Origin of the sequence: Croceicoccus estronivorus (genome assembly GCF_001625325.1) — a bacterium.
Classification (GTDB): Bacteria; Pseudomonadota; Alphaproteobacteria; order Sphingomonadales; family Sphingomonadaceae; genus Caenibius; species Caenibius estronivorus.
This window is the reverse complement of the sequence record NZ_JRQQ01000007.1, coordinates 181,142-206,755: the sequence shown is the minus strand read 5'-3', so window position 1 is coordinate 206,755 and position 25,614 is coordinate 181,142. Positions and strand designations below refer to the sequence as shown.

Genomic DNA, 25,614 nt, shown 5'->3' with positions numbered 1-25,614 from the left:
TTATGCCGGAAGGTACCGTCGGGTTATGACAAGCCTGTTTTCGGCCGTTCTGGTCGCCAATCGCGGTGAAATCGCCGCCCGTATCCTGCGTACCGTGCAAGCCATGGGGATGCGCGGTCTGGTCGTGTATCACGCGGTGGACCGCAACACGCCGGCAGTCCGCATGGCTGATGAAGCGATCGAGATCGACGGGCCGTCGCCGGTCGCGGCCTATCTCGACGGGGCACAGATCATTGCCAAAGCGCGGGCCGCCGGGGCCGAAGCAATCCATCCCGGCTACGGCTTCCTGGCCGAGAATGCCAACTTCGCACAGGCCGTCGCGCACGCGGGAATGACATTCGTCGGCCCCAGTCCTGACGCCATCGACCTCATGGGCGACAAAGTGCGCGCGCGTAATTTCGTTGCCGAACGAGGCTTTCCCGTGGCGCCTTCCGCCATTGAGGATGACGAACCCGCCACATTCGTCGAGCGGGCAAGAGCCGTAGGCGCCCCTCTGCTTATCAAGCCATCGGCAGGCGGTGGCGGCAAGGGGATGCGCATTGTCCGCGACCTGTCTTTGCTCGAAGAGGAAATCGCCCGGGGACGCAGCGAAGGTCAGCGTTATTTCGGCGACGGGCGTCTCTATGCGGAACGTTATGTCGAGCGGCCGCGCCATATCGAGGTGCAGGTCCTCGGCGACGCACACGGAAACGTCGTGCATCTGTTTGAGCGTGAATGCTCAATTCAGCGCCGCTTCCAGAAGGTGATCGAAGAGAGCCCGTCTCCCGCTCTCAGCCCCAAGCTGCGCGCCGACATCTGCGAAGCGGCTGCGGGCATCGCGCGCGCCGTCGGCTACACCAATGCCGGAACCGTGGAATTCATCTATGGCAATGGCGAGTTCTTCTTCCTCGAAATGAACACGCGCCTGCAGGTGGAACACCCGGTTACCGAAGAAGTCACCGGTCGTGACCTCGTGGCGGACCAGTTGCGCGTGGCCGCCGGTCAACCGCTGGGTTTCAATCAGGAAGACCTCACGATCAACGGACACGCAATCGAGTTGCGCCTCTATGCTGAAGATGCCGCTCGTGATTTCGCGCCGACCACCGGGCCGGTGATCGTTTTCCGTCCATCGCCCGATGCGCGCATCGATGCGGGGGTTGTGGAAGGCGGCGAAGTCACTGCCGCTTTCGATCCCATGATCGCCAAGGTTATCGTCCATGGCTCAGACAGAGCGGACGCGATTGCGCGGGCGGACAAGGCCCTTGCTGAGACGGTGCTGCTGGGCTGTCGCACAAATAGTGGCTTCCTGCGTCGCCTGCTGGCTGACGAGGACTTTCGGCACGGCGAATTCCACACCGGTACGATCGCGGAAAAGGCCGACCTTCTGCCCGAGCCGGAACTCTCTCCGGATCTCGCGAAGCGCGTACTTGCGGCAGCATCGCTTTCATTGCGGACAACGCGAGAGGCGGCAGAGGCCATTCCTGCCCCCCACAGCCTGATTGGCGACTGGAACAACTGATGCAGCATATTTTCACAATCGACGGCGAGAGAGCCGACGCCTGGCTCTCACCATCAGGAACCAGCTACGCACTCATTCATGAAGGCGAAGTCACGCCGGTCAAGCTCACCGAGCAGACCGGCAACCGTGCTGTCCTGACTTTGGACGGGCAGGATACGCCTATCACGATCGTCACGATCAACGATCAGGTCTGGGTCCACATCGACGGTGCGGCGCACGAAGTCGTGTTGCAAAGCGCAATTGATTTTCTGGGTTCCGCCGATGGTGGGGCGTCCTCCGGTACCATACTCGCCCCGATGCCGGGAACGGTCATTTCCGTCCAGGTTGCCGTGGGCGATGCGGTTTCTATCGGAGAAACCCTGATGATTATCGAAAGCATGAAGCTCGAAACAGCGATCAAGGCCCCCCGTGACGGCGTTATCGAGACGCTCGGCTTCGCTGCGGGACAAACGTTCGACCAGAACGCCCTTCTGGTTACTCTGGAAGGCGAGGACTGACCCCATGTCTCGATTGGTTTCACATCTGGACACGCGGTCGGAAACGTTCCGGCTGAACGCCACGCATAATCGCTCTTTGGCGGAGGAGCTGCACCGGATGCAGCAAACGGCGCGCCATTCCCGGCCTCAGCGTGATATCGAGCGGCTGGAACGGCAAAACAAGACGATCCCTCGTGAACGGCTCAAGCTCCTGCTCGATCCCGGCACGCCGTTCCTCGAACTGTCGACGCTGGCTGCGAACATGGCCTACGAAGGCGAGGCCCCCGGCGCGAGCCAGATCACCGGCATCGGCATCGTCGCCGGGCGGGAGGTCGTCATCCATGCCGACGATGCTTCGGTAAAGGGCGGCGCCTGGTATCCCCTGTCAGTCAAGAAAATCGTCCGCGCACTCGACATCGCGATCGAGAATCGGCTTCCAGTGATCCACTTATGCGATTCCGCAGGCGGCTTTCTGCCTCTGCAGAGCGACCTGTTTGCCGACCGTTATTATGCTGGACGGATTTTCCGCAACCAGTCGATCCTCTCGAAAATGGGAGTGCCCCAGCTGTCCGTCGTCCTCGGGCATTGCACGGCTGGCGGGGCGTACATTCCCGCACTTAGCGATTACAATGTCATTGTCCGCGGGACGGGTGCGATCTTCCTGGGCGGCCCCCCTCTGGTCAAGGCCGCGACGGGCGAAATCGTTACTGTCGAGGAACTCGGCGGGGCTGACATGCACACCACTGTCTCAGGCACTGCGGACTATCCCGCAGCGAACGAGCCCCATGCATTTGCGATCGCTCGCGAAATTGCGGGGACCTGGACACGCCCGGAAAAGGCCCGGGTCAATCTGCGTGATCCCGAACCACCGGCATACGACCCGGAAGAAATCTACGGCATCCTGCCACGCGACAGCCGCACCGTATTCGATATGCGCGAACTGATCGCCCGGATGGTCGATGGCAGCCGGTTCCACGAATACCAGCCGTCATATGGCACCACTCTCGTCTGCGGCTTTGCCCATATATGGGGATCCCCTATCGGAATTCTCGCGAACAATGGCGTGCTGTTCAATGACAGCTCTCTCAAGGGCGCACATTTCATCCAGCTCTGCGACAAGAACCGCACCCCCTTGCTGTTCCTGCAGAACATTACCGGCTTCATGGTCGGGCGCGAATATGAACGGCGCGGCATATCCAAGGACGGGGCCAAGCTGATCATGGCCGTATCCGGGGCATCCGTTCCCAAGTTCACTGTGAACTGCAACGGAGCGTTCGGCGCGGGCGTCTACGGCATGTCCGGCAGGGCGTTCGATCCGCGTTTCCTGTTTACGTGGCCCGGCGCGGGAACGTCCGTAATGGGCGCCGAACAAGCCGCCAATGTGTTGAGCGAAATCAAGATCCGCCAGCTGGAGCGCGAAGGGCGCACTCTGACTGAAGAGGAAATCGCAGCCATTCGCGATCCCGTGCTCGATGATTACAAGCGTCAACAAAGTGCATACTTCGCAACGTCGGAAATCTGGGACGATGGTGTTCTGGACCCAGTAGATACGCGCAACGCGCTCGGCATCTGCATGTCGGCGGCACTCAACGCGCCCATCGACGACCCGCATTACGGCGTGTTTCGCCTCTGAGGGCTTACAACTGCACTGACCGGCGATGTCACGTTGCCGGTCAGTAAAAATGCTTCAGAGTTCCTTATACGCTAAGGCGCTGCGTACCTTCCTATTCCGGTACCTGCCGATGAAGCGAGAATCCCGTGCCTTGAGCGAGGTCCGGTCTGAGCACGCCCCGTTCATAGTCACCGCCATGTTCGGTGCGATAAAGGATCGGAGGGGCCTCTCCGACTGTCAGGAGACGATCACAATAGGCATCACCAATAGCGTCCGCATCGTCCGCTGACATACCGGTCGTGGCGAACGTCACGAATGGATCGACGACCATCGCGCCAGCATAGAACAGCAACCCGTGCATGACCGGAAACAGCAGATCTTCAATCGGGCCGTGAATGCCGTGGGCTGAAAAATGTGCTGCCGGGCCGCCGGTGGATACGGCCACCATGGCCCGCTTTCCAGACAACGGCCCTTCACCATATCGCGCCGCGCCCCGCTGGCCCGGTCGCGGCACGCCGATGGCATAGCCATTGCAGAAAACCCGGTCGATCCAGCCCTTGAGAATTGCAGGCGCGCCGAACCACCACAGCGGAAACTGCAACACCACGACATCTGCTTGCGCCAGTTTCTCATGCTCGGCCGCAATGTCGGGCGACAATCGCCCGCCGGACCAAGCCTTGGCAGAGCTTTCATAATAGATCAGCCGGCTATCCGCAGGCGCATCCTCCTCGGCAAAATCATTGCGGTCCGCCACAGCTTTGAACCCCATGGCGTATAGGTCCGATTGCAGCACGGTATGCCCCGCCTGTTCGAGAGCAGCGACTGCCCGATCACGCAAGAACCCGTTCAAAGAGCGGCGTTCCGGGTGCGCAAAAACAATCAGGTAACGCATGGGTGGCGCATCAGCCCAGCCGTTCGGCTAACGCGACTGTCGCCTGCGCGCGTTTGAGATGGGGCACGTCGAGCATTTCTCCATCCAGGCCCAAGGTCCCGACCCCCGGATTGGCAGCGAACAATTCAACAATCCTGCGAGCCTTGGCGACTTCCTCGTCACTCGGCGTGAAAGCCCGGTTTATGGTTGCGACCTGATCGGGATGAATCGCCATCATGCCCCGGAAACCGGATCGACGCGCCAGAGCAGCCGTCCGTTCCAACCCCTCTGTATCCCTAAAGTTGCCATGGATCGTTTCGATCGCGACGACATCTGCCGCAGCCGCCCCGGCCAGACAAAGGCTGCGCGCCATCTGGTAGAGCGGCGCATAGTCCCCATTGTCATCACGGTTGTCCAGGGCACCGATGGCAGTGGCTATGTCTTCCGCCCCCCAGGTCAGAGCAGCAAGGCGCGGAGCACCTTGGTAATCACCGATCGAAAACAACGCTTGCGGGGTTTCGGTCGCAACGACGATCACCTTGATCGCTCCCGGTTCCACACCTTCCATCGCTTCCAGGGCGCAAAGGTAATGGTCCAGCCGCTCCACATCGGCGCGCGAACGCACTTTCGGCAGCATAAGCCCGCCCGGACACCCACCGACAATTGCTGTCAGATCCTGCAACGCATGCTGGGTATCCAATGGATTGATGCGAACCCACGGCCGCGAATGCGCCGGAGCCGCATCCAGGAACGCACGCACCATTTCACGAGCGGCGGGTTTGGCCGATTCCGCAACGGCGTCTTCCAGGTCGACCAGCAGCAAATCAGCATCTGCCGCAGCAGCCTTCTGCATTTTTCGTTCGCTGTCGCCCGGAACGAAGAGAAGCGAACGTGCCGTAAATTCCATTTAGTTGTCTCCGATTGCATATTGCCCGTCACCTGTCGTCGAAAACCTAGGCGACGGGCATCAGTATCGGCTAGCTACCTTTTTCGTCATCAGAGAGCATTTGCGCCCTCTGACCGATGAAAGCCCTAATGCTTTCGATTTCCTCCGGCGTGAGCTGGTTTGCAAAACCGATCATGCCCTGATCCTCAAGCGCGCCGTCATGGACGATAGTCTGCCAGGCATCCTTGTCCGTCAGATAGGGTGAGCGACGCAGATCGGGCAAAACACCCGCGTTATATGCCGCAGGGCCATGGCACAGGCCGCAGTTCGCACCATACAGGAACTCTCCGCGGTCGATGACAGACGCAGGCCAGATTTCCTTCGGCGGATTGGCCGGGAGCATCACCCTTTCGACTTTGGGTAGCTTGGCTGTTCCGTCCAGCTTGAAAACCAGAATGCGGCCATTCGGCTGACGCCCCTTACCCGACGGGAATGGGGAGCTGAGACCTGCGGAGCCGCCATAGCCGGCCATGACGGCAATGTATTGCTGACCGTCGATTGCATAGCTGATCGGCGGCGCAATGATTCCATTCGGTGTTTTGAAGGTCCAGAGCACTTCGCCAGTGTCGGCCCGCAACGCGCGAAACTCACCTGATCCCGTTCCCTGGAACACGAGGTTCCCCGCCGTCGCCAAGACCCCGCCATTAGACGGCAATTCCTGCGGAACACGCCACCGAGGCGACTGCGACACCGGATCCCAGGCGACCAGTTCCCCCTTGGCCACCTGTTTCAAGCCGTCTAGGCTTGCCTTGTCCCGGGGCCCCATCATCACGTGCGGGTCGTTACCCAGATTCCAGTGCCCCGGTTTGAATTTGAAGTCTTTCTCGTCCCGATAAGGGAATGGAACCAGTTGCACAGGAATATAGACGAGGCCGGTCAGCGGGCTGAAAGCCATCGGGTGCCAGTTATGCGCACCGAACGCGCTTGGCAGCGCAACCCAATCCTTCCGTGTCAGATCCCACCGCGCATCGTGTTTCACGATCGGTCGCCATGTCTTGGGATCGTAGCCTTCCGCCCAGTTGACGGGGACCACGTTCTTGATTGAAATCGGCACGCCCGTGTGGCGGTCGATCACGAAGAAGAAGCCGTTCTTGGGCATCTGCATCATGACCTGGCGCTGCTTCCCGTCAATTTCGAGATCGGCCAATATGATGTTCTGCGATGCCGTGAAATCCCAGGTTTCTCCAGGTGTTTCCTGATAGTGCCACTTGTATTCGCCAGTGTCGGGATCGAGCGCCACAATCGACGAAAGAAACAGGTTGTCCCCATCGTCGCCGGACCGCAATTTGTGATTCCACGGCGATCCATTGCCGACCCCGATCAGGACCTGGTCGAGTTCTTCGTCATAGACGATGGCATCCCAGACGGTTCCGCCGCCGCCCGTTTCCTTCCACTTGCCGTTGGCTCCCCATGTGGCGCCAGCCAGCTTCGCCATGATCCCGTCGGAGGCCGCCCCATCGGGTTTCCCTTCCGGATTGGGCACAGTGTAGAAACGCCAGGCCAGCTTTCCGGTTTGTGCATCATAGGCGGAAACATAGCCACGCACGCCATATTCAGCCCCGCCGTTGCCGATCAGGACTTTCCCCCGCACGACACGCGGCGCGCCGGTAATGGTGTAGGGTTGTGATGGATCGACTGTCAGTGTCGACCAGATTTCCTTTCCAGTCTTCGCGTCGAGCGCGATCAACCGCCCATCGAAACTGCCAAGATAGACCTTCCCGTCCGTAACGGCGACGCCGCGATTGACGACATCGCAGCAACCGTCATAGCCCTTTTTGCCAGGCACCTTGGGATCGAACGACCACAACAGTTTCCCGCTTGCCGCATCGAACGCAAATACTTTGGACCAGGCGGTGGTGGTATAAAGTACCCCGTCCGCGACAATTGGCGTAGCTTCCTGCCCCCGGCTGGTGTCGAACTCGTACGTCCAGGTCAGGTTCAACCTTCCCACGTTGGATACATCTACCTGATCGAGCGGGCTAAATCTCTGTTCGGCATAATCGCGCCCATGGCTCAGCCAGCTGCCCGGTTCCGCATCGGCATTGATGATGCGAGCTTCGTAGGACGATTGTTCCGTCTCTGCCGCCCCGCTGCTGCAACCGGCGGTCAGCAATGCAAGCCCTGCAAACAGCGCCTGCCTGACATGTGGATATCCCAGCATTTCCCCTCCCGATATATACCCGGGCGATCGGTCATTGCCGAGGTAATCCTGTACAACAACCGGGCCCATCTAAGTGGCTTGGCTTAATTGTTAGGTTGCTGTCGTTCGGATGGCAACTCGTCTATAATTAATGTCTGTTAGAAAATTGGCCCCGCCAATGTCCGCCCGCGAATTTGGTCGGAGAAAGACCGCATTGAGAAGTTTCTACGGACGGCCATCCGGCCTTTCGCAAACTGGCCAAATGTCGGTAAACTGACGTCTTGTCGTGCAGACCTGTGCCACGGCTTGTGTCTGCACCCGCCGCTGCGCATGATTGCCATCAATCATAGTCGGCAGATCGAAAACATGTGCGGCGATATGCCAGTGAAGCCCCCGCTTCGGTGTGGCTTGGGAAAGGTGCCATTCTAAGGATGCAATCTGATAGTTTTGACGTCGTGATCGTAGGATCGGGCGCCGGTGGCATGACCGCGGCAATCCGTGCGCATGATCTCGGCCTGTCTGTCCTGATGATCGAAAAGACGGCCGCTTATGGCGGGACGTCAGCGACATCAGGCGGCGGTTTGTGGATTCCCTGCAATCACCTGATGGAAGGGGTTGGCGTACCCGACGACCGGGAAGACGCTCTAGCTTACATGCGTTCGCTCGTCGGCAACGATGTGCCGGATGCCAATGTCGTCGCCTTTGTGGACAGCGGCCACGAGATGCTGCGCTGGCTGCATGAAACAACCGACGTGCGTTACATCGCGATGCCGCATTACGCGGATTATTATCAGGAACAGCCGGGCGCACGCGCCGGGGCACGGTCGATTGACCCCCTGCCGTATGATGCGCGCCGCCTTGGGGCCGACTTCGCCAACATGCAGGCACAGCACCGCCAGGTCCGGGTCATGGGGCTGATCGGTTACACGAACAGCGAGGGCGCAGTCCTGCTCAGCAAGGCACCTGGCTGGCGCAAGGTCGTGGCCTCTCTCGTCTGGCGATATGTGACCGATCTCGGCGGCAGAATACGCTCGATGCGATCACGCCGGCTGACAATGGGCAACGCCCTCACGGGCGGTCTGCGCAAGGCGATGCTGGATCGCGATATTCCGCTGTGGCTCAATACCCCTGCCCGCGAGCTACTGGCTGAAAACGGCGAGGTGCAAGGCGTCATAGTCGAACGAGGCGACACATCGATGCGCATCCATGCCCGGTGCGGAGTGATCCTGGCATCCGGGGGCTTCGAGCACAATCAGGCATTGAGAGAACAGCACCTCCCCCAACCCACCGATGAAAGCTGGTCCGCAGCATCCCCCGCCAACCGCGGCGACATGCTCCATGCCGCGCAGGCGATTGGCGCCAGCACCAGCTTACTGGATGAAGCCTGGTGGAGCCCCACCATTACCTTGCCCGGCGAGGATCGCGCACGCGCGCTCTTTACTGAACGATCCATGCCAGGTGCGATCGTCGTCAATCAGGCAGGCCATCGTTTCTTCAATGAATCAACGGGATATACAGCAGCGGCGCAAGCGATGTTCGCGCCCGGCAATCTCCCCGCCTACATGATCTTCGATGCGCGTTATCGCCGCGAATATCCGTTTGGGCCACTGCTGCCCGGCGGAATGCGTCTCGACTGGATGCAGAAGCGTTCCGTGCGAAATGGGCTACTGGCACAAGCGCAGAGCATCGCGGATCTCGCCCGCAAGCTGAAGCTTGATCCTGACGCCTTGAACGCAACCGTCGAACGCTTCAACGGCTTCGCACAAACCGGGGCAGATGCCGATTTTCGTCGCGGGGAAAACAGCTACGACCTCATCTACGGTGATGTGCGCGTCAGCCCGAACCCGTGCCTCGCCCCCATCCTCGAACCGCCTTTCTACGGGGTGGAAATCCATGCAGGCGACATCGGCACCAAAGGCGGCGTTGCCTGCGACGAGGATGCCCGGGTCCTCGACGGGACTGGAAATCCCATTCCCGGTCTCTATGCCGTGGGCAACGTCTCAGCCTCCGTGACGGGGCGGCATTATCCCGGTGCCGGAGCGACACTGGGCCCTGCCATGACATTCGCGTTCAGGGCTGCCAATCACCTGCACGCCACGGCCACCGGGCGGCCGAACCAGTCTGAAGGAGTTAGTTAAGTGAGCTGGATTCGTTCTTACGAAAGCATCCGGGATTTCGATTTCGAAACCGAAGTCGCCGTTGTCGGCTTCGGTGGTGCGGGTGGATGTGCCGCGCTGGAGGCTCGGCGCGCCGGGCGCTCTGTCATGCTCTTCGAACGCTCCAGCGGGGCTGGCGGATCAACGGCCCTTTCGGCCTGCGAGATGTACCTCGGCGGCAATGGCGGCACCGCGTTGCAGAAGGCCCTTGGCATCGAAGACACGAGCGAGAACTTCCGCGCCTATCTCGACGCCTGCTTTGGCAACAATTGCGATCCCGACCGTGTCTCGATGTTCGTCGATGGCGCAGCCCAGCACTTCGACTGGATGGAAGCTCTCGGCATTCGCTACAACCGATCATTGTTCAGTGGTCGCGATGTAGTGGCGATGACCGGGGATTCACTCCAGTTCAGCGGCAACGAACGGGTCAATTGGTTCGCCAAGCGCTCCAAACCGGTCCCACGTGCCCATCTGGCAGCGGACGCCGATCATAACGGCGGCCAAGTCGTGATGGCAGCGGTGATACGCAATGTCGAAGAAGCTGGCGTCGACATCCGTTACGATGCCCGCGCGACGGCATTGATTCAGGATGCGCACGGCGCGGTGCGTGGATTGGTCGTCCGGATGGACAATCGCGACTATACAGTCCGAACCAGCCACGGCGTCATCCTGTGCGCAGGCGGCTTCATCATGAACGAACTGATGACCCGCCAACACATCCCGCATCTGGAAGGGATCAGCACGCGCCACGGCAACCCCGGAGACATGGGCGATGGCATCCTGATGGGAGTCGCGGCCGGCGGCCAGGCCATCAACATGGGGCAGGCCTTCTTCGGCATCGCGACATATCCCCCGGCGGACCTGACCTATGGCATCCTTGTGAACGGCAATGGACAACGCTTCGTCGCGGAAGACAGCTATATCGCTCGGATTGGCGACGCGGCGCTGAAACAGCCGGATGGCGAAATCTACATGTTCATCGACAATCGTCATTTCGACCGGCCCCACTATGTTCAGGGCATAGAGATCGTGGCAGTCGGCGAAACCGTTGCCGAAGTGGAAGCCGAAGCGGGTTTTACCGAAGGCACGCTCCAGCATACGGTAGAATTCTACAATACCCACGCCGCCGAAGGGCGGGATCCACTGTTCGACAAAGCGGCAAACTGGCTGGAGCCGTTCGATACAGCCCCCTTCGCACTCGTCAGCTATCGCCTGGCCGACATTAAACAGACCGCATTCACGCTGGGCGGATTGGACGTCCTGCCGACAGGTGAGGTCGTGACCCCCAATGAGCGTGCGCCCATTCCTGGCCTCTATGCCGCCGGGCGCACGGTGGCCGGAATACCCCGCACCGGTGCGGGGTATGCAAGCGGCATGTCGGTGGCAGATGTAACCTTCTTTGGGCGTGCCGCTGGAAGGCAGGCTGCTGCAGCGAAACCCAATAATGCCCTCCCCGCAGGAGCGGACGCCGCCGAGGGCTAGCGGATACGCGAAGCGAGGTCTGATTTCCGTCAGGCGCCTCGTCGGCCCTGCGAACGGTTGCGCATGTCTTCAGCCGGGCCGCTTCAGCGGAACCCCGCCCAGACTGAAGCCACCGTCGAACTGTATCGACTGGCCGGTGATATACCCTGCCTGTTCCGATGCGAGGAACGCGAATAGCCACGCCGCTTCTTCGCTGCGCGCCGGTCTGCCCAGAGGGGTCTCCTCGCTGAGTTGGTTGAGAATGCTGTGAATGTGCGAAAGCTCCGGTTCCGGAACCTGAGCGACATCTTCGGCCTGCTCCGCATAACTCCTATCGGATACCCAGGAGACGCCGACACTGTTGGCGCGAATTCCGTAGCAGGCTTCTTCCGACGCGATCTGGCGCATCAACGCCTCGACAGCCCCCTTCGAAAACGGAGAGGCGCCATCGTAAGTGACTACGCGGTAATTGGCGACCGTGGTGCAGAAGGTGATCGATCCGCCGTGCTTCCGCAATTCCGGGATTGTTCGGGCGACAAGATTATGCGCGCCAACGGCATCGGCGACCAGAAAGCGCGACAGGGCCTCGCTGTCGATTTCCGATAGTTTGGCAAAAGGCATCATCGGCCCGCCTGCGGAGAAAACCGGGCCGAGCCCGCCGCCAAGCGTAATTGCAGCCTCTATCGCTCTGTCGATGGTTGCGACATCGGAAAGGTCGATCTGCACTGCCTGAACGTTCGCCCCCTCATCCTTCAGGGTGCGTTCCACGGTTTTAGCGCGCTCCGCATCGCTATGATAAGTGAAAACCACCGGAACTCCGCCACGCGCGAGCAGATGCGTAATCCCCGCACCCACCCGGCCAGACCCGCATACCAGTGCCGCTCCCTCTCCAAAACTGAGCGTAAGTGGCGGCATCATCAGCTCTCCCCGGGCACGATGACGCGTACGCCGTCATGGGCATTGGCGAGCTTTACCTGGCACCCGAGGCGGCTGTGCGGGCGGCGACTTGCCACTGTATCCAGCATCTCGCTCTCTTCCTCGTTTGCCTTGCCAATCAGGTCAGCCCATTCATCGGCAATGACGACATGGCACGTGGCGCACGAACAAATGCCGCCACAGCTTGCGAGAATATGGGGGACACCGCCCATCAAGGCAGCTTCCATCAGCGTCATGTCTTCAAGAGCGTCGACCTCGATCGTCGCCTCGCCTTCGGGTTCAAACAGGACTTTGGGCATGATCTACTCCGGCAACTGGCAAACTATCTGGCGAAACGCAGTGGAAGGCTGGTGAATCCCCGGACCTGAGGCGACTGCACGCGCTTCACACCGCTTGTATCGATGTCGAACTCACTCATCATTTTCGACAGCTCCTCCCAGGCGACACGCGCTTCGAGCCGTGCCAGCGCTGCGCCGAGACATGCGTGCAACCCGCCTCCAAAACCGAGGTGATCGCGTGGGTTGCGCGCAATATCGAACCGATCCGGCGCCTTATATTTTCGTTCGTCGCGATTGCCGCTCATATACAGCAGAGCGACCTTCGCGCCCGCAGGGATGGTCCCGCCATGCAGTTCAACGTCCCTGGTGGTCGTGCGCGCCATCATATGGGTCGGCCCGTCGAAGCGCATCGCTTCTTCGATTGCCTGCCCCCACAGATCGCCGCTCCGGCGGGCTTCGGAATAGGCGCCGGGAACGCGATCGAACTGCCATGCCATGTTGCCGATCAGCTTGGTCGTCGTTTCATTGCCCGCGATGGACAGAATATACAGGTAACCCAGCACTTCCTCGCGTGTCAGGCTGCCCGCCTTCTCCGCATCCGCCAGTTTCTGAACGATGTCATTGCGCGGGCTGCTTGCGCGCGCCGCCAGTTCCTTTTCGAAATAACCGTAGAGCTTGAGGGTCGCCTGCATCCCCTCCTCCGGCATTTCGAACACGCCTTCCTCGCGATGAACGCACAGGTCAGTCCATTCGCGCAGCATGTCTTCATCTTCCTGGCGAAACCCCAGCAGGCGGCAAATGATCGCCATGGGCAGTTTGGCCGCGAAGTCCGCAATGATGTCGAATTCCGCCCCTTCGCGAACAGGTTCGAGAAGCGCCTGCGCATATTCCCTGACAGTGGCCTCCAGACCTTGCACTTGTCCGGGAGTAAACAAGGGGGCAATCAAGTGCCTCAGCCGGGTATGATCCGGCGGATCGCAGTTTATAAGAACCGGAACCTGTTCCTTCAGTGTTTCGAGAGACGTGCCGAACTGGCTCGAAAACGTGCGAAAGTCGCGAACGGCCACAGCCACGTCGTCGTAGCGCGATAATGCGAAAAAGTTCCATTTCCGGTTGTGATACAGCGGATAATCGTCACGCAGCTTGCGATAGATCGGAAAAGGGTCATCGCCCGCCGCAAAGGCGAATGGGTCGTAGATTTCCGTTGCCAATGTCACGGCATCTCTCCTGGAACGCTTATTTTTCTTGCGAACCACCACAGTGGGTACTGCGAAATTCATAGGCCCTGCCCGCAAGTCGGCAAGGGCAGTATATGTTGCAATCACGCCAAAATATTTCCTGTAAGACAACAATACGGCCCTCCGCCGCGTGCGGGCTATCTTGCCCCGATTGTTCGGTTAGGTTTGGAAACAGGCGTCCATCGGCGCCGACGTACCGCACGAAACGATGCGGAAACTTGGGTGAGGTTCGGCAAGATCATGCGAATGGGCTTTATCGGTCTCGGCAACATCGGATTGCCTATCGCTCAACGGATTGTCAGCATGGGCGACCAGCCGCCGATGCTGTTCGATGTTGCCGCGAGCGCCTACGATCCGCTTTCCGGAAAGTTCGACAAGGCGCAGAATGCAGCCGCTCTCGCGCAGAACTGCGAACTGATCGGCATCTGCGTGCGCAACGGTGAAGATTGCGAAAACGTCGTGTCGGGGCCTGGCGGACTGCTGGAAGGACTATCGCAGAGAAAGCGCCCTGACGCCCCCTTCATCGCCATTCACAGCACAGTGCCGTTCAGTCTGATCGACAGGCTTTCGCATTCACTCGCCAGCCAGGGTGCGACCTTGATCGACGCCGCAGTGACGGGCGGCCCCTGGAACGCAGAAGAAGGGCAACTGGTGGTGATGGTCGGTGGCGAGGCGGCAGCAGTCGACTCTCTTCGCCCGATGCTCGATTGTTACTGCAACAAGATCATCCATGCAGGGCCTCTCGGCGCTGGAATGAAGCTGAAAGCTGCAAACAATCTGGTCACATATGCGGAGCTTCTGGCAGCTGTTGAAGCGGTCCGATTGCTGATGACCGGGGGTGTCGCGCCGGAGAAGCTCATCGACGTCATGGAGACGAACGGCAATCTCACACCCTCCATGCGAGCCTATCTGGTTTCTCGTGAAGGCGCGACGACCAGTGAACAACGTGAAAAGCTGCTCGCGGTCCAGTCAGCGCTGGCATCGCTGGCCGAGAAAGATCTCAGCGTGGCGCTAGAATTTGCCGAAATGCAGGAAATTCCGGCGGCTTTCACGGAGAGCGTGAAGGCGCTGTTCAGGCCTGCCGTAGAAAGGATCGACTGACGTGACCTCTTTTCCGACAAGCACCCTGTATATAGACGGGAAGCTATGTGAAGCTCAAGACGCGCGCCTCTATGACGTTGTCGCCCCTGCCACAGGCAAAGTGGTGGGACAGGCTGCGGATGCCGGCACCGCCGACATGGATGCTGCAATCGCTGCTGCCCGACGGTGTTTCGACGAAACCGCATGGTCCACCGATGTACGGCTCCGTGTCGATGCATTGCGGCGGCTGCAAGCCGAATTGCGCCGCCGTGCGGACGCAAATCGCGCACGCGTTGCTGCTGAAACCGGCTCCGCAGCGATGGTCATGGCCGGCCCTGGGCACGATCTGCCGATCGAATTCATGGACTGGACGCTGGAACTGGCGGAAAACTATGAATACGAACGGAAACTGGGGCCGACCCAGGCGTTCGGAAACCCGACTGAGCGGATCATCGTGCGCGAGGCAGCCGGGGTTGCAGGTGCCATCACGCCCTGGAACGTGCCGATGCAAATCAATCTTGCAAAGATCACGCCCGCCCTCGCCGCCGGATGCACAGTAGTATTGAAAGCTGCGCCCGAAACCCCCTGGACCGCCGCGTTGCTGGGGGAGGCTGCTGCGGCAGTGGATTTCCCCGCCGGTGCGCTCAACATCATTACATCCAGCGACAAGGTTGGTGTCAGCGAACAACTCGTCTCCGACAGCCGCGTGGATCTGATCAGCTTTACCGGATCGACCGCAACCGGGCGCCGGGTGATGGAAACCGCCGCCGCCACGCTGAAACGCGTATTCCTCGAACTTGGCGGAAAGTCCGCCAACATCATTCTCGACGACGCACCTTTTCCGCAGGCCATCTACAGTGCACTGACCGTTTGCTATCACGCCGGTCAGGGCTGCGCGATCACGACACGGCTGCTCGTCCCGCGTGAGCGGCATGACGAGGCCGCGGAGCTTGCAACGCAGCTTTTCGCCTCGCTCCCATATGGCGATCCGGATGCTCCCGATCAGATGTTGAGCCCGGTAATCTCGGAGACCCAGCGCCAACGCATCCTGCAATATATTCAATCGGGCATCGAAGATGGCGCAACGCTGATGGCTGGTGGCAAAGCCGATGACCGAAATGGCGGATATTATGTGGAACCCACAGTGTTCGCCAATGTCGATAACAGCATGCGGATCGCCCAGGAGGAGATCTTCGGCCCGGTGCTCGCAATCATTCCCTACGATGACGACGATCATGCGGTCCAGATCGCCAACGACAGCATCTACGGGCTGTCCGGCAGCATCCAGTCGGGAAATACCGATCGCGCGCTGGCGATGGCGAAGCGCATCCGCACGGGAACCGTCAATATCAACAACGCCAATGTCTTCGCGCCGGATTCCCCCTTCGGCGGTTACAAACAGAGCGGCATTGGCCGCGAAATGGGCGTCGAAGGCTTCGAAGAATATCTGCAACTCAAAGTGATCGGGGTAGAGGTATGAGCGCCAGGGACAAAGTCATCATCGTCACCGGTGCAGCCCGCAATATCGGCTATCACGCGGCGGAGACGCTCGCCCGGCGAGGGGCACGAGTGGCTCTGGTCGGACGTAGCGCCACTACAATCGAAGACGCGGCGGCACGGATCGGCGGCACCGCAACCGGGTTCGCCGCAAATGTTGCCGATCCCGAAGACGTCATCGATCTGTTCGCTCGGGTCTACGATCATTTTGGCGGGGTCGATGGCGTAGTGAACAACGCTGGCACCGCTTACCCTAACCCAATCGAAAAGCTCGACATCGCCGAAGTCCGCGAGCAGATCGACATCAACTTCTTCGCGCCCATCATCATGTGCAGGGCTGCAATCGGATACCTGCGCTCTCGTGGCGGGGGACGCATTGTCAACGTCTCATCCGCTGCAGCGCATACGCTGGACGCGTTTGCTCACCTGTCGATCTATGGTTCCACCAAGCTGGGGTTGGAACGCTTTACCGACGAGCTGCGCCATGAAGTACGCGGCGACAACATCGGCGTCACCAACTTCATTCCCGGCGATACCGCGACAGGTTTCGGGACTGGATGGGACGAAGCCCGCGCCGGTGAAGCTTACAAGAGCTGGCTTGAAACAGGGACGCACTTCGGCGGGATGATGGATGTGGCCGATGTCGGGGAACAGATCGCCCATATCTTCGACCTGCCTGCCAACTGCACGTTCGATTCCGTCACGATGCGGCCTGTCGGAAAACGGCCAAAGGTCATGGAAGCCGACATCGACCTGGCTTGATGGCTCCAACCATCAAGCCTGCAAAAGGACAGGCCGCTATTTCGTTTCAGGCGCTCTGATCGCCGTCTTCGGCAAAAATCCTGCCGAGCGCCTGTTGCAGCCCGCTTGCCCGCGGATATCCGACATAATTGACCATGAAGAGCAGCACTTCCTTCAGCTGCTCGTCCGTCAATTCACCTTTCTTGCGGGCCGCACGCATCTGGATTTCCACAATGCCCGCTTCCCCGAGTGCGATCGACGCCCCAAGCAGCAGGAGCCGCCGGTCGCGCACCGACAAAACGTCGCGCGACCAGATCTCTCCGAAGAGATGCCCGACAAGGTCATCGATGTAATCGTCTCGGGCCGCCCCTTCGGGCAAGGACACGATGCCGCCATAGACCTCATCGAACATTGCCTCGCCCAACGCCATGCGAGCAGCACGATCTTTCTTCTCGTCAGGCATCGGCGCTCATCGCCTCTGCCAGCAGTGCATCAAGGTCGATCTGGCCCGTGGTCATCGCCGCAGTGAACCCCGCGTCAACAATGAAGTTGCAACCATTGAGGTAGCTCGCTTCGCGGCTGCCCATGAAAATGAGCGGCCAGGCTTGTTCCTCCGGAGTGGAGCGGCGCCCCAGCGGCTGTGTGTAAACATCGATGATCGCAGGCCCGACGCTGTCGAAATCCGGGGTCATTCCGGTAATGGTCGGCCCAGGGCTGAGGCAATTCAGGCGTACACCGCTGCGGATAAAATCCGCGCTCTGGCGCAGGGTCCAGACAATGGCGGCCTCTTTCGAGAAAGCATAGGGATCGCCAAGCTCTTCAAGCCGGGGTTCGGCCCATGCGACCCCCTGATCGAAATCAGCCGTGGTGATAAAATCCGTCACCGTTTCCACCCGTTGCGGCCAGCCATTACCCGCAGTCGAAGCGATCAAAGAGACTGAACCGTCCTTTGCAATCTTTGGTCGCACACGTTCGATCATGTATCGCAGGCCGAGAAAGTTGACTTTCAGTACATCGAGCGGCGGGCGGGTCTGCGGCAGACCGGAGCAATAGAAAAATGCGTCGATGCCGCTGCCAAATGCCTTCAGCGCACCATCGATCGAACCTGTTTCTCGCGTGTCACATTCCGTGAAAGATGCGAGCGGCAGGTCACAGGGCCTGATGTCCGCCCCATGCACTTCGGCACCCAAGTCGAGCAGACCCTTGGCAGTGGCATGCCCGATACCTGAATAGCATCCCACTACGGCAACTTTCTTCCCCGAATAATCGCACATTCCCGGCATGCCCGCTCTCCTGATTCTATGATTGTTATCGCGCTCTATCTGGTTGTCCTGCATCCAACAGTATCGTGAGCATCGAACCAATTGCCTTGTCACGCCGAACTTAACATTCGCGGCCAAAAATTTGTCTGTCCGCGCATGCTTCGCTAGGATCTTCGCCTTTGCTGGCAGACCTGCGGCACGCTTCGCCAGCCATCAGGGAACAGGAAAATGCCGACAGGCTCGGGCCAAACCCAGACCTACGCACAGTTCGCAACCGAACAGTTCGTCATCGAACTGGCGCAGAACAAAGCGGAATCGCCATGCGACCTGATTATCGGGGAGTCCGACAATGTCGTGGCGATGCAACGACAACGCCTGCAAACATTTTCCACCGGCCGGTTCGAGACGGGCGGACAGACTTCGGATTATGTGAACATTGGCCGCATCATGGCGCTTCCCGCTGGCTGGCCCCTCCATGTACGCGCAGAAGGTGGTCTGACGGATTCCGTGCGCTGCATATTCACGGCCGAAACACTGGAGCGGATTACCGGCCGAACGACATTAATTGCCCCGCAGGATGCGCTGGCCTGTCTCAACATCCGTTCGCCCCATATCGCACAGACACTGACCAAACTTGCTGCAGAGGTGGAAAATCCCGGTCCGCTCTCCCCCGCGATGATCGACGCGCTCGGCACTACCGTAATCATCGAACTCACTCGCCATCTGGCAGATACGCAACGTCCGGGCGGGTTGCACCGCGGCGGACTGGCAAGGCGCACACTGCGTCAGGTTTGCGAATACATCGACAATCGCAATGGCGCAGTGACACTGAGCGAACTCAGCCGCGTGACCACTGTCAGCGAACGGCATCTCAGCCGTGCCTTCAAGGAAAGCACCGGCCAAACCCTGTCACAATACATGGCCGAAGTTCGCCTGAAGCGCGCCATGGAACTGCTTGCCGGTACATCGGCCCTGATCAAGGATATCGCAGAGAAAATCGGCTTTGGCAGTGCAGGAACCTTTTGCGTGTTCTTTGCCCGCGCCACAGGTGAAACACCGGGGGACTTCCGCCGCCGTGTGCAATCAGACGCAGCGCGCGAATAATGGGCTTATCGATTACGTTGGCTTGTCAAAAATGGCTGGATCAACCGATCCGGCCAATAGATTGACCGAAGCCTTGGCCTGATCCTTGTTCAGGCACGCGCCTTGCACTTATCCCTGCACAAACGTCATCTCATTGGCGTGCTAATTGGCAAATCCGGGGAATGGAAATGCTCGACAGCGCAGACCGCCCCGTTCTTGTCACCGGGGCCGGAGGCTTTCTTGGGAGCCATGTCGTCAAGCGTCTGCTTGCCGATAGACGCAAGGTCAGGGTCATCGTTCGCCAGACGACAAATGTGGAGGGAATAGCGGGGCTGCCGGTTGAATGGCATTATGGCGACATCACCGACCCTGCGGCTGTGGAGCGGGCGGTTTCCGATTGCGGAAGCATCATCCATTGCGTCGTCAACACCCAGGCCTGGCTGCGGGACCCGGCACCGATGTATCGGGTCAATGTCGAAGGGCTGATCAATGTCATGGAGGCCGCCCTGACACATGACGTCCGGCGTTTTGTAATGACCAGTACAATCGCGACTATCGGCCTGAACAAAGCGGGTGTCTCCACCGAAGAAGACACTTTCAATTATGCCGATCGGGCGGGGCCTTATGTCCGCTGCCGGGTTGAGGCCGAGCGACGCTTTTTCGAATACGTACACAATCGTGGCCTGCCTGGAATCGCAATGAATGTCGCCAATACCTATGGAGCGGGCGATTTCGCATTGACACCGCATGGGCGGCTCCTTTGCGCGGTAATGTTCGGCGATGCCCCTTTCACCATAAACGCCGGGCTTGCCTGTGTGGGGATAACAGATGCCGCCGATGCGATGGTGCTGGCAGAGCAGAAAGGCCGTGTTGGCGAACGTTATATCGTTTCCGAAAAATGGCTTGAACAGAGACGGCTCTATGAAATCGCAATCGCACAGGCAGGCACCAATGTGAAATTGCGGACACTGCCTCTGCCGCTACTTTACATCATCGGCTTCGTCTCTGATCTTGTGGCCAGGGTACGCAAGCGCGAAAGCCAACTGTCTGTTGAGTCCGTGCGGCTCAGCCATATCATGAATGACATGGACAGCAGCAGGGCACGGCGCGAATTGGGATGGCAGCCTGCCCCGGTCGAGGATTCAATCCGCGCCGCAGCAGCATTTTATCAGGCCCGGCGAAGCACACAGGCCGGCAATCTAACGAAAGAAGCAAACGGATGAACGATACATTGGAAAGTCTGGCTCAACGCGTTCAGACAATCGAAGATACCGCCGCAATCACGCAGTTGAAGATCCGCTATCTGCGGGCATGCGATCGCAAGCAGCCAGATGTAGTGCGCAGCTGCTTCACTGACGACGCAGTGATCGATTTCGAAGGCTTCCCGGTATTTGACGATCCCGATCCATTCGTCGCCCTCTATGCCGAGCATGGGTGCGTCCCCAACGTGCTCGACATGCATCACATGCAAAACCCGGTCATAGAATTCACCGGGCCAGACACGGCAACAGGCCTGTTCGATCTCTATTTCTTCCAGATCGACACGGCGGCCCGCACACTCATCCAACTCGCGTCCTCCTACGAAGACAGCTTTGTCCGGCAAAACGGGAAATGGCTGATGAACCGGAGCAAGTCCCGTCGCCTGTCCTTCCTGATGGACGAAGTGGACGCGGAAGGCGTCCGCAAAGTGGTCGGCCTGGGCGAACAAACGCAGACGGCCTTCGGCCAGGCTGCCGGCGGGCAAGACAACTAGAGAAAAGAGCTGCCTGCGGCCGCAGCAAAGCCTCATGCCGCAGAGATAAACAACGACGAGGAGAGAGTGAGATGGGCCTGCTTGACGGCAAAGTGGCGCTGATAACAGGCGCAGGGCAAGGTGTCGGTCGCGGCATAGCGGAAATATTCGCCACGGAAGGCGCCAGCCTTATGCTGTCCGGCCGAACGGAAGCGAAAGTCATAACTGCCGCCAGGGAGCTGCGTGAAAAGGGTGCGCAGGTGGAGGCGATGCGCGCCGACGTCACCATTCCCGCAGATATCGATGCGAACATCGCTCAGACGGTCGAACGGTTCGGTGGCATCGACATCCTCGTTAACAACGCCCAGATCGTCTATACGAACAGCATGTTGCTCGACACATCCGATAGCCAGATCGGCGAGATGTTCGACAGCGGCCCACTGGCCACGTTTCGGTACATGAAAGCCGCCCATCCCAACCTGAAGGCACGCGGTGGTGGAGCCATCGTCAACTTCTGCACTGCCGCGTCTGAACGATGGGACATGCAGGGATATGGCCCATATGCCGCGGCGAAACAGGCAATCCGCTCTCTGAGCAAGGCGGCAGCGGACGAATGGGGAAGCGACAATATCCGGGTCAACACGGTCGCGCCGATCGCAACCAGCCCCGCGTTCGAACAATGGTGCAAGGACCAGCCCGAACAGGCTGCGGACATCATGCGCCAGGTGCCACTGGGACGGTTCGGTGACCCGGTCACCGATATCGGGCAGGCTGTGCTCTTCCTTGTCAGCGACATGGCGCGCTATGTGAACGGGGTTACTCTGCCCGTTGACGGCGGCATGGCGAATTTCGGCTGATCGCCCCAAGCTCTCTCCGCAGCATGACGATTCTACGTGTTCAAAGTTTGTCCACTTGGCCGTCTCACACAATCCGGCCATCAACGCACCGCCCGGCCCGCCGCGGAATGAGCTTCGCCTTGTCGGGCAACAGGCGGCAGGCCATGGACAAGCCCTGAACTGGTGCCAGCCATGATGAGAGCTGGTGCAGGGAAGATATCCAAAACAGCGGAGAGAAAGACCATGACCATGACGTTCCCTGAAGGCGCCGCCATCGTATTTGGCGGTAGCGGCGGCCTTGGCCGCGGAATTGCAGCCAGCCTGGCGCAAGCGAAGAGCAACGTTGCCATTTGCTATCACTCCAAGAAGGAAGCTGCGGAAGAAGCCTGTCAGGAAATGGCCGCATTGGGGGTTAAGGCAACTGCACATCGCGTCGATGTTCAGGACATCGATCAGGTGCAACAGGTGTTCGACGAAGCAGCTGCGGCCCATGGCCGCGTGCACACTGTGGTATGGGGGGCTGGCCCGCTGGTCGATCAGGTGCCGTTGGCTGACGTGACGCCGCAGCAATGGCGGCGGGCAATTGAAATCGAGGTGTTCGGCTTCTTCAACGCGACACGGGCCGCCCTGCCCCATTTCCGTGCAAAGGGAGGCGGCTCTTTCGTGCACCTCGGATCGGCAGGCGACGACCTCTGGCCTGAACTTGACGGGCTTTCAGTCGCACCGAAGGCCACCAACGATGCGCTGATCCGCGGTATCGCGAAGGAGCAGGGCAAGCACAATATCCGTGCCAATACCGTGCTCGTCGGTGTGATCGAGGCAGGAATGTTTCTCGAACTGAGGGAACAGGGCGTTTTCGATCAGGCCTGGACCGACGAAGTGCAGAAGAATCTCTGCCTCAAGCGCTGGGGTAAAACAGAAGACATCGGCACGGCAGTGACTTTTCTCGCCTCCAACGCAGCCAACTACATTACCGGCCAGACAATTTCTGTTTCCGGCGGGTACGGTGTCTGATGTTCCAAGGGGGCCCGGCGCCCCCTTTTTTCCGCAGTTGCAATGTGCGCCTGTATGATATGACTGCGGGGCAGCCCGTCCGCTTTTTCAAGTCGAACGGTTTACCCCGCAGCCTTCCCCCATATTGAGAGCGATCAGAATTCCATCTTCGCCTCAACTCCCAATACCCGTGGACGATTGTATATCGCGGTTCCGAAGCCCAGCGCGCCGAAGTCGATCGTGCTGACACGATAGTGTTCGTTGAGCAGGTTTTCGCCAAAGACGGCCAGCATCAATTGGCCGCCGGCCAATGGAATTTCCGACAATGCGATACGCCCGCTCAGGTCGTTGCGCCCTCCACTACCAAGCTCGTCGCGAGCATTCGGCAGCCCGACAGGATCGGACGACAGGGATTCAAAGACACGCTTGCTCTTGTAGCTGTAATCCAGCGTGATCGAAGGAACGCCAAAGGAAGTCGCATCAAACTTGTAGGCCATGCCGACATGTGTCGACCACTTGGAAACGTAGCCGAATTTGGCCTCGTCCTTCAGATCCTGCCCCAGGAACAGGAACTGCTTGTACTTCGGGTCGACATAGCTTGCGTCGAAGATCAGCGTCAGGCCACGGGCGGGTACGGCCGTGAGTTCAAACTCGAAACCCTGATAGGTTGCCTTACCGGCGTTGACGACATTGCTGACAAAGCCAGCATCGTCACTGAAGCCCGGCTGAGTGATCTGCAAATTGCTGTAGTCGGTGCGGAACGCTGCCATGTTGGCACGCAACCGCCGGTCGAAAAGTTCCGACTTGATGCCGAATTCATAGACTTTCGCTTTTTCAGGTGCATAGGCCGGGCCATCGAACCCGCGTGGCGAGAAACCGCCCGCCCGATAGCTCGTACCGTAACGAACGTAGGCCGAGATATCCGGTGTCAGCTTGTAATTCACGGTAATGTTGAATGACGTGTTCTTGAAGGTCTTGGACTGATCGCTTTCCACTGCGGGCGGTACCCCGCCGCTATAGACTTGCGTGTCCACAGACTTCTTGTCGACCGTGTATCGAATACCGCCGGTCAACTCGAGATTTTCCTGCAAGATGGCCGGCGTATAGCTGACCTGACCGAATACGGCGTAGGACTTGGTCTGCCCCTGATAAGCAAGCCGCCCTGCGGAAGCGAGCCCGCCATCCACCACGCTGTCTCCAGTGAAGTCACCGACGTAGAGATATGTCTGCGGGTTATCTTCCGCATAATGCGCATTGTAATAGTATCCGCCAGCGACAAATTTGACATGATCGAAGCTACCGAGAAGCTGAAGCTCTTCAGTAAATTGCTTCAAGCGCTTCATCCCGCCGCCGATGTAAGGGTCGATGGTCGTGACCGTAGTACCGAATGGGTATGTCGAAAAATCGGTAATCAGCGGCAGTCGCAGATCGCTGGATGAACCGAACGGCTGTATTTCCGCACTATGCCACTTGCGGTGCCCCGTGATCGACTTGAACGTCAGGTTGTCCGATGCCTGATATTCAATCGTCAGCGCGTGATTATAACTGTTGTTGCGCGCCCGGGGGGCATCGTAGGAATTGACAGTCCCTAGACGCTTGTCGGAATACCGGAGAATATCCCCGCCGTAGAGCGGCGATTGCGAGACAAAATCCCGGTAAGCATCGGTAACCAGTGCCCACTGGTTATGGTAGCCATCGTCACGGCGGCGAACCATGTCAAACGTATAGTCGAGAGTGAGCGGGCCGCTGCCCGCGTGCAGTGCGGCACGCAACGCATGCGCTTCCGATGCCCCGGGGTCACGCCGGTCCGGCCGGGTAATATCGTCCACATAGCCGTCGCGAACACGATATTGATAACTCAAGGATGCCTTGATCCCCTCGGCTATTTCGCCGGTGTCGAGACGCACCTTGCCGACAAATTCGTCATGGGTGGCATACATGCCCTTGAGTTCGACACCGAATTCATCAGCCGGCCGCCGGGTAATGATGTTGATTGCACCACCGGTGGTATTCCGGCCAAACAACGTTCCCTGCGGTCCGCGCAAGACCTCGACCCGTTCCAGATCCAACGTGTCGAACTGACCATAGGAAAGGGCATTCACATAAATGCCGTCGATATACATCGCGACCGACGGTTCATTGGTCAGGATCGGATCGTATGTGGCAATACCGCGAATGGATACACCAACGCCCTGCGTGGTGCCCGAAGGCACGAGTTCCAGACCAGGGGTGAAATTGGCCAGCTTGGACACTTCCTGCACGTTCATTGCCTCCAGCCTTTCACTGGAGAACGCGGTTACCGACACGGGCGTATCCTGGAGGTTTTCCGCGCTGCGGCGCGCTGTAACCACAATCGTTTCCAATCCGCCGTCATCTCGCGCGTTCTCTGCTGGGGCGGTTGTTTGTGCATCTGACGCGGCGAGTGCGGGCGCGCTGCACAATGTCATCGCACCGACAAGGCTGGCGAGACAAACGGTAGATCGTAGTTCGTACTTCATGCGATTTCCCTCCCTCGTGCTTTTCTTTAGTAAATACATTGGCCAAGACATTTCCATCCAATGTAAAAATCTGAAATAGCTATGGAAATTATTCCATCATCACTCCAATAGCCCCCCATTCACTGGCCGGAGCAATGGCTGATGCAGTACATTCTGCGGATCCTTCGTAGGACGGCAGTTCTCCTCTCAAGTTGACGCTTGCATAGAATGAACCCATGGGGTGCGACAGACCTACCGGGCGGTTGCCGCCCAACCGTTGGCCGGATTGCATATTTTGGCC

The 25,614-nt window shown here is 59.2% G+C and carries 22 protein-coding genes; 13 read left to right on the top strand and 9 right to left on the bottom strand.

From position 1 onward, the window contains the following. The first annotated feature begins 25 nt into the window (after positions 1-25). From MB02_RS12295 to MB02_RS12285, 3 genes are read left to right on the top strand one after another with little or no spacing between them, the layout of a single operon-like run. A complete protein-coding gene (locus tag MB02_RS12295) occupies positions 26-1,498 on the top strand; it encodes an acetyl-CoA carboxylase biotin carboxylase subunit (RefSeq protein WP_067537779.1) in 1,473 nt (490 codons plus the stop codon). Next, complete coding sequence (locus tag MB02_RS12290) at positions 1,498-1,995, top strand: biotin/lipoyl-containing protein (RefSeq protein ID WP_067537776.1); 498 nt, start codon at positions 1,498-1,500, stop codon at positions 1,993-1,995. Before MB02_RS12295 ends, MB02_RS12290 begins: the two co-directional genes overlap by 1 nt. A gap of 4 nt (positions 1,996-1,999) precedes the next feature. Continuing rightward, a complete protein-coding gene (locus MB02_RS12285) occupies positions 2,000-3,607 on the top strand; it encodes an acyl-CoA carboxylase subunit beta (RefSeq protein ID WP_067537774.1) in 1,608 nt (535 codons plus the stop codon). Between the two features lie 91 nt (positions 3,608-3,698). Here MB02_RS12285 and MB02_RS12280 read toward each other — a convergent pair whose 3' ends face one another. The 3 genes from MB02_RS12280 to MB02_RS12270 form a co-directional block, all read right to left on the bottom strand. Further along, positions 3,699-4,478, bottom strand: a complete 780-nt coding sequence (locus MB02_RS12280) for an NAD(P)H-dependent oxidoreductase (protein WP_067537771.1) — start codon at positions 4,476-4,478, stop codon at positions 3,699-3,701. Positions 4,479-4,488: 10 nt separating this feature from the next. Next, positions 4,489-5,364 carry an HpcH/HpaI aldolase/citrate lyase family protein gene (locus MB02_RS12275; RefSeq protein ID WP_067537768.1) on the bottom strand — a complete coding sequence of 292 codons (876 nt, stop codon included), beginning with the start codon at positions 5,362-5,364 and terminating at the stop codon, positions 4,489-4,491. A 70-nt stretch (positions 5,365-5,434) separates the two neighbouring features. Further along, positions 5,435-7,564, bottom strand: a complete 2,130-nt coding sequence (locus tag MB02_RS12270; RefSeq protein WP_067537757.1) for a PQQ-dependent dehydrogenase, methanol/ethanol family — start codon at positions 7,562-7,564, stop codon at positions 5,435-5,437. Positions 7,565-7,974: 410 nt separating this feature from the next. Here MB02_RS12270 and MB02_RS12265 point away from each other — a divergent pair, with 410 nt between their 5' ends. Both MB02_RS12265 and MB02_RS12260 read left to right on the top strand, forming a co-directional pair. Then, on the top strand, positions 7,975-9,681 hold the full coding sequence (locus MB02_RS12265; protein ID WP_067537754.1) for an FAD-dependent oxidoreductase: 1,707 nt from the start codon (positions 7,975-7,977) through the stop codon (positions 9,679-9,681). Next, entirely contained in the window at positions 9,682-11,181 is a 1,500-nt protein-coding gene (locus MB02_RS12260; protein ID WP_067537751.1) for an FAD-dependent oxidoreductase, read from the top strand. A gap of 69 nt (positions 11,182-11,250) precedes the next feature. On the opposite strand, the gene MB02_RS12255 is transcribed toward MB02_RS12260, so the two are convergent. From MB02_RS12255 to MB02_RS12245, 3 genes are read right to left on the bottom strand one after another with little or no spacing between them, the layout of a single operon-like run. Further along, complete coding sequence (locus tag MB02_RS12255) at positions 11,251-12,078, bottom strand: SDR family NAD(P)-dependent oxidoreductase (protein WP_082826169.1); 828 nt, start codon at positions 12,076-12,078, stop codon at positions 11,251-11,253. Then, the gene (locus MB02_RS12250) at positions 12,078-12,395 is read right to left on the bottom strand and encodes a 2Fe-2S iron-sulfur cluster-binding protein (protein ID WP_067537746.1); all 318 of its coding nucleotides are present in this window, start codon (positions 12,393-12,395) and stop codon (positions 12,078-12,080) included. Before MB02_RS12250 ends, MB02_RS12255 begins: the two co-directional genes overlap by 1 nt. A gap of 23 nt (positions 12,396-12,418) precedes the next feature. After that, positions 12,419-13,591 carry a cytochrome P450 gene (locus MB02_RS12245; RefSeq protein WP_067538074.1) on the bottom strand — a complete coding sequence of 391 codons (1,173 nt, stop codon included), beginning with the start codon at positions 13,589-13,591 and terminating at the stop codon, positions 12,419-12,421. A gap of 243 nt (positions 13,592-13,834) precedes the next feature. Between MB02_RS12245 and MB02_RS12240 the strand changes: the two genes are divergently transcribed. Genes MB02_RS12240 through MB02_RS12230 form a run of 3 tightly spaced genes read left to right on the top strand, consistent with a single transcriptional unit; the run spans position 13,835 to position 16,951 of the window. After that, entirely contained in the window at positions 13,835-14,713 is an 879-nt protein-coding gene (locus MB02_RS12240; protein ID WP_156495510.1) for an NAD(P)-dependent oxidoreductase, read from the top strand. A 1-nt stretch (position 14,714) separates the two neighbouring features. Further along, entirely contained in the window at positions 14,715-16,172 is a 1,458-nt protein-coding gene (locus MB02_RS12235) for an aldehyde dehydrogenase family protein (protein WP_067537739.1), read from the top strand. Then, a complete protein-coding gene (locus tag MB02_RS12230; protein WP_067537736.1) occupies positions 16,169-16,951 on the top strand; it encodes an SDR family oxidoreductase in 783 nt (260 codons plus the stop codon). Before MB02_RS12235 ends, MB02_RS12230 begins: the two co-directional genes overlap by 4 nt. 46 nt (positions 16,952-16,997) lie before the next feature. Here MB02_RS12230 and MB02_RS12225 read toward each other — a convergent pair whose 3' ends face one another. Together MB02_RS12225 and MB02_RS12220 are read right to left on the bottom strand one after the other, a co-directional pair. Then, on the bottom strand, positions 16,998-17,393 hold the full coding sequence (locus MB02_RS12225; protein WP_067537735.1) for a carboxymuconolactone decarboxylase family protein: 396 nt from the start codon (positions 17,391-17,393) through the stop codon (positions 16,998-17,000). After that, positions 17,386-18,213 (bottom strand): SDR family oxidoreductase, encoded by an 828-nt coding sequence (locus MB02_RS12220; RefSeq protein WP_067537731.1) that lies wholly within the window; start codon positions 18,211-18,213, stop codon positions 17,386-17,388. Before MB02_RS12220 ends, MB02_RS12225 begins: the two co-directional genes overlap by 8 nt. 207 nt (positions 18,214-18,420) lie before the next feature. Here MB02_RS12220 and MB02_RS12215 point away from each other — a divergent pair, with 207 nt between their 5' ends. From MB02_RS12215 to MB02_RS12195, 5 genes are all read left to right on the top strand, one after another. Next, the gene (locus MB02_RS12215; protein WP_067537729.1) at positions 18,421-19,296 is read left to right on the top strand and encodes a helix-turn-helix domain-containing protein; all 876 of its coding nucleotides are present in this window, start codon (positions 18,421-18,423) and stop codon (positions 19,294-19,296) included. A gap of 167 nt (positions 19,297-19,463) precedes the next feature. Next, positions 19,464-20,498, top strand: coding sequence for an NAD-dependent epimerase/dehydratase family protein (locus MB02_RS12210; RefSeq protein WP_067538071.1), 1,035 nt, complete (start codon positions 19,464-19,466; stop codon positions 20,496-20,498). Then, positions 20,495-21,028, top strand: a complete 534-nt coding sequence (locus MB02_RS12205) for a nuclear transport factor 2 family protein (RefSeq protein WP_067537726.1) — start codon at positions 20,495-20,497, stop codon at positions 21,026-21,028. Before MB02_RS12210 ends, MB02_RS12205 begins: the two co-directional genes overlap by 4 nt. Before the next feature lie 71 nt (positions 21,029-21,099). Beyond that, positions 21,100-21,864, top strand: a complete 765-nt coding sequence (locus MB02_RS12200) for an SDR family NAD(P)-dependent oxidoreductase (RefSeq protein WP_067537723.1) — start codon at positions 21,100-21,102, stop codon at positions 21,862-21,864. Between the two features lie 222 nt (positions 21,865-22,086). Further along, positions 22,087-22,857 carry an SDR family NAD(P)-dependent oxidoreductase gene (locus tag MB02_RS12195; protein ID WP_067537722.1) on the top strand — a complete coding sequence of 257 codons (771 nt, stop codon included), beginning with the start codon at positions 22,087-22,089 and terminating at the stop codon, positions 22,855-22,857. Positions 22,858-22,991: 134 nt separating this feature from the next. On the opposite strand, the gene MB02_RS12190 is transcribed toward MB02_RS12195, so the two are convergent. Beyond that, entirely contained in the window at positions 22,992-25,334 is a 2,343-nt protein-coding gene (locus tag MB02_RS12190; protein WP_170304727.1) for a TonB-dependent receptor, read from the bottom strand. Positions 25,335-25,614 lie beyond the last annotated feature (280 nt).

What these genes read in the sequence shown, in the direction of transcription:
- MB02_RS12295 (WP_067537779.1), top strand. Translation starts at nt 26, where the DNA reads ATGACAAGCCTGTTTTCGGCCGTTCTGGTCGCCAATCGCGGTGAAATC.
- MB02_RS12290 (WP_067537776.1), top strand. Translation starts at nt 1,498, where the DNA reads ATGCAGCATATTTTCACAATCGACGGCGAGAGAGCCGACGCCTGGCTC.
- MB02_RS12285 (WP_067537774.1), top strand. Translation starts at nt 2,000, where the DNA reads ATGTCTCGATTGGTTTCACATCTGGACACGCGGTCGGAAACGTTCCGG.
- MB02_RS12280 (WP_067537771.1), bottom strand. Translation starts at nt 4,478, where the DNA reads ATGCGTTACCTGATTGTTTTTGCGCACCCGGAACGCCGCTCTTTGAAC.
- MB02_RS12275 (WP_067537768.1), bottom strand. Translation starts at nt 5,364, where the DNA reads ATGGAATTTACGGCACGTTCGCTTCTCTTCGTTCCGGGCGACAGCGAA.
- MB02_RS12270 (WP_067537757.1), bottom strand. Translation starts at nt 7,564, where the DNA reads ATGCTGGGATATCCACATGTCAGGCAGGCGCTGTTTGCAGGGCTTGCA.
- MB02_RS12265 (WP_067537754.1), top strand. Translation starts at nt 7,975, where the DNA reads ATGCAATCTGATAGTTTTGACGTCGTGATCGTAGGATCGGGCGCCGGT.
- MB02_RS12255 (WP_082826169.1), bottom strand. Translation starts at nt 12,078, where the DNA reads ATGATGCCGCCACTTACGCTCAGTTTTGGAGAGGGAGCGGCACTGGTA.
- MB02_RS12250 (WP_067537746.1), bottom strand. Translation starts at nt 12,395, where the DNA reads ATGCCCAAAGTCCTGTTTGAACCCGAAGGCGAGGCGACGATCGAGGTC.
- MB02_RS12230 (WP_067537736.1), top strand. Translation starts at nt 16,169, where the DNA reads ATGAGCGCCAGGGACAAAGTCATCATCGTCACCGGTGCAGCCCGCAAT.
- MB02_RS12225 (WP_067537735.1), bottom strand. Translation starts at nt 17,393, where the DNA reads ATGCCTGACGAGAAGAAAGATCGTGCTGCTCGCATGGCGTTGGGCGAG.
- MB02_RS12220 (WP_067537731.1), bottom strand. Translation starts at nt 18,213, where the DNA reads ATGCCGGGAATGTGCGATTATTCGGGGAAGAAAGTTGCCGTAGTGGGA.
- MB02_RS12215 (WP_067537729.1), top strand. Translation starts at nt 18,421, where the DNA reads ATGCCGACAGGCTCGGGCCAAACCCAGACCTACGCACAGTTCGCAACC.
- MB02_RS12210 (WP_067538071.1), top strand. Translation starts at nt 19,464, where the DNA reads ATGCTCGACAGCGCAGACCGCCCCGTTCTTGTCACCGGGGCCGGAGGC.
- MB02_RS12205 (WP_067537726.1), top strand. Translation starts at nt 20,495, where the DNA reads ATGAACGATACATTGGAAAGTCTGGCTCAACGCGTTCAGACAATCGAA.
- MB02_RS12200 (WP_067537723.1), top strand. Translation starts at nt 21,100, where the DNA reads ATGGGCCTGCTTGACGGCAAAGTGGCGCTGATAACAGGCGCAGGGCAA.
- MB02_RS12195 (WP_067537722.1), top strand. Translation starts at nt 22,087, where the DNA reads ATGACCATGACGTTCCCTGAAGGCGCCGCCATCGTATTTGGCGGTAGC.
- MB02_RS12190 (WP_170304727.1), bottom strand. Translation starts at nt 25,334, where the DNA reads ATGAAGTACGAACTACGATCTACCGTTTGTCTCGCCAGCCTTGTCGGT.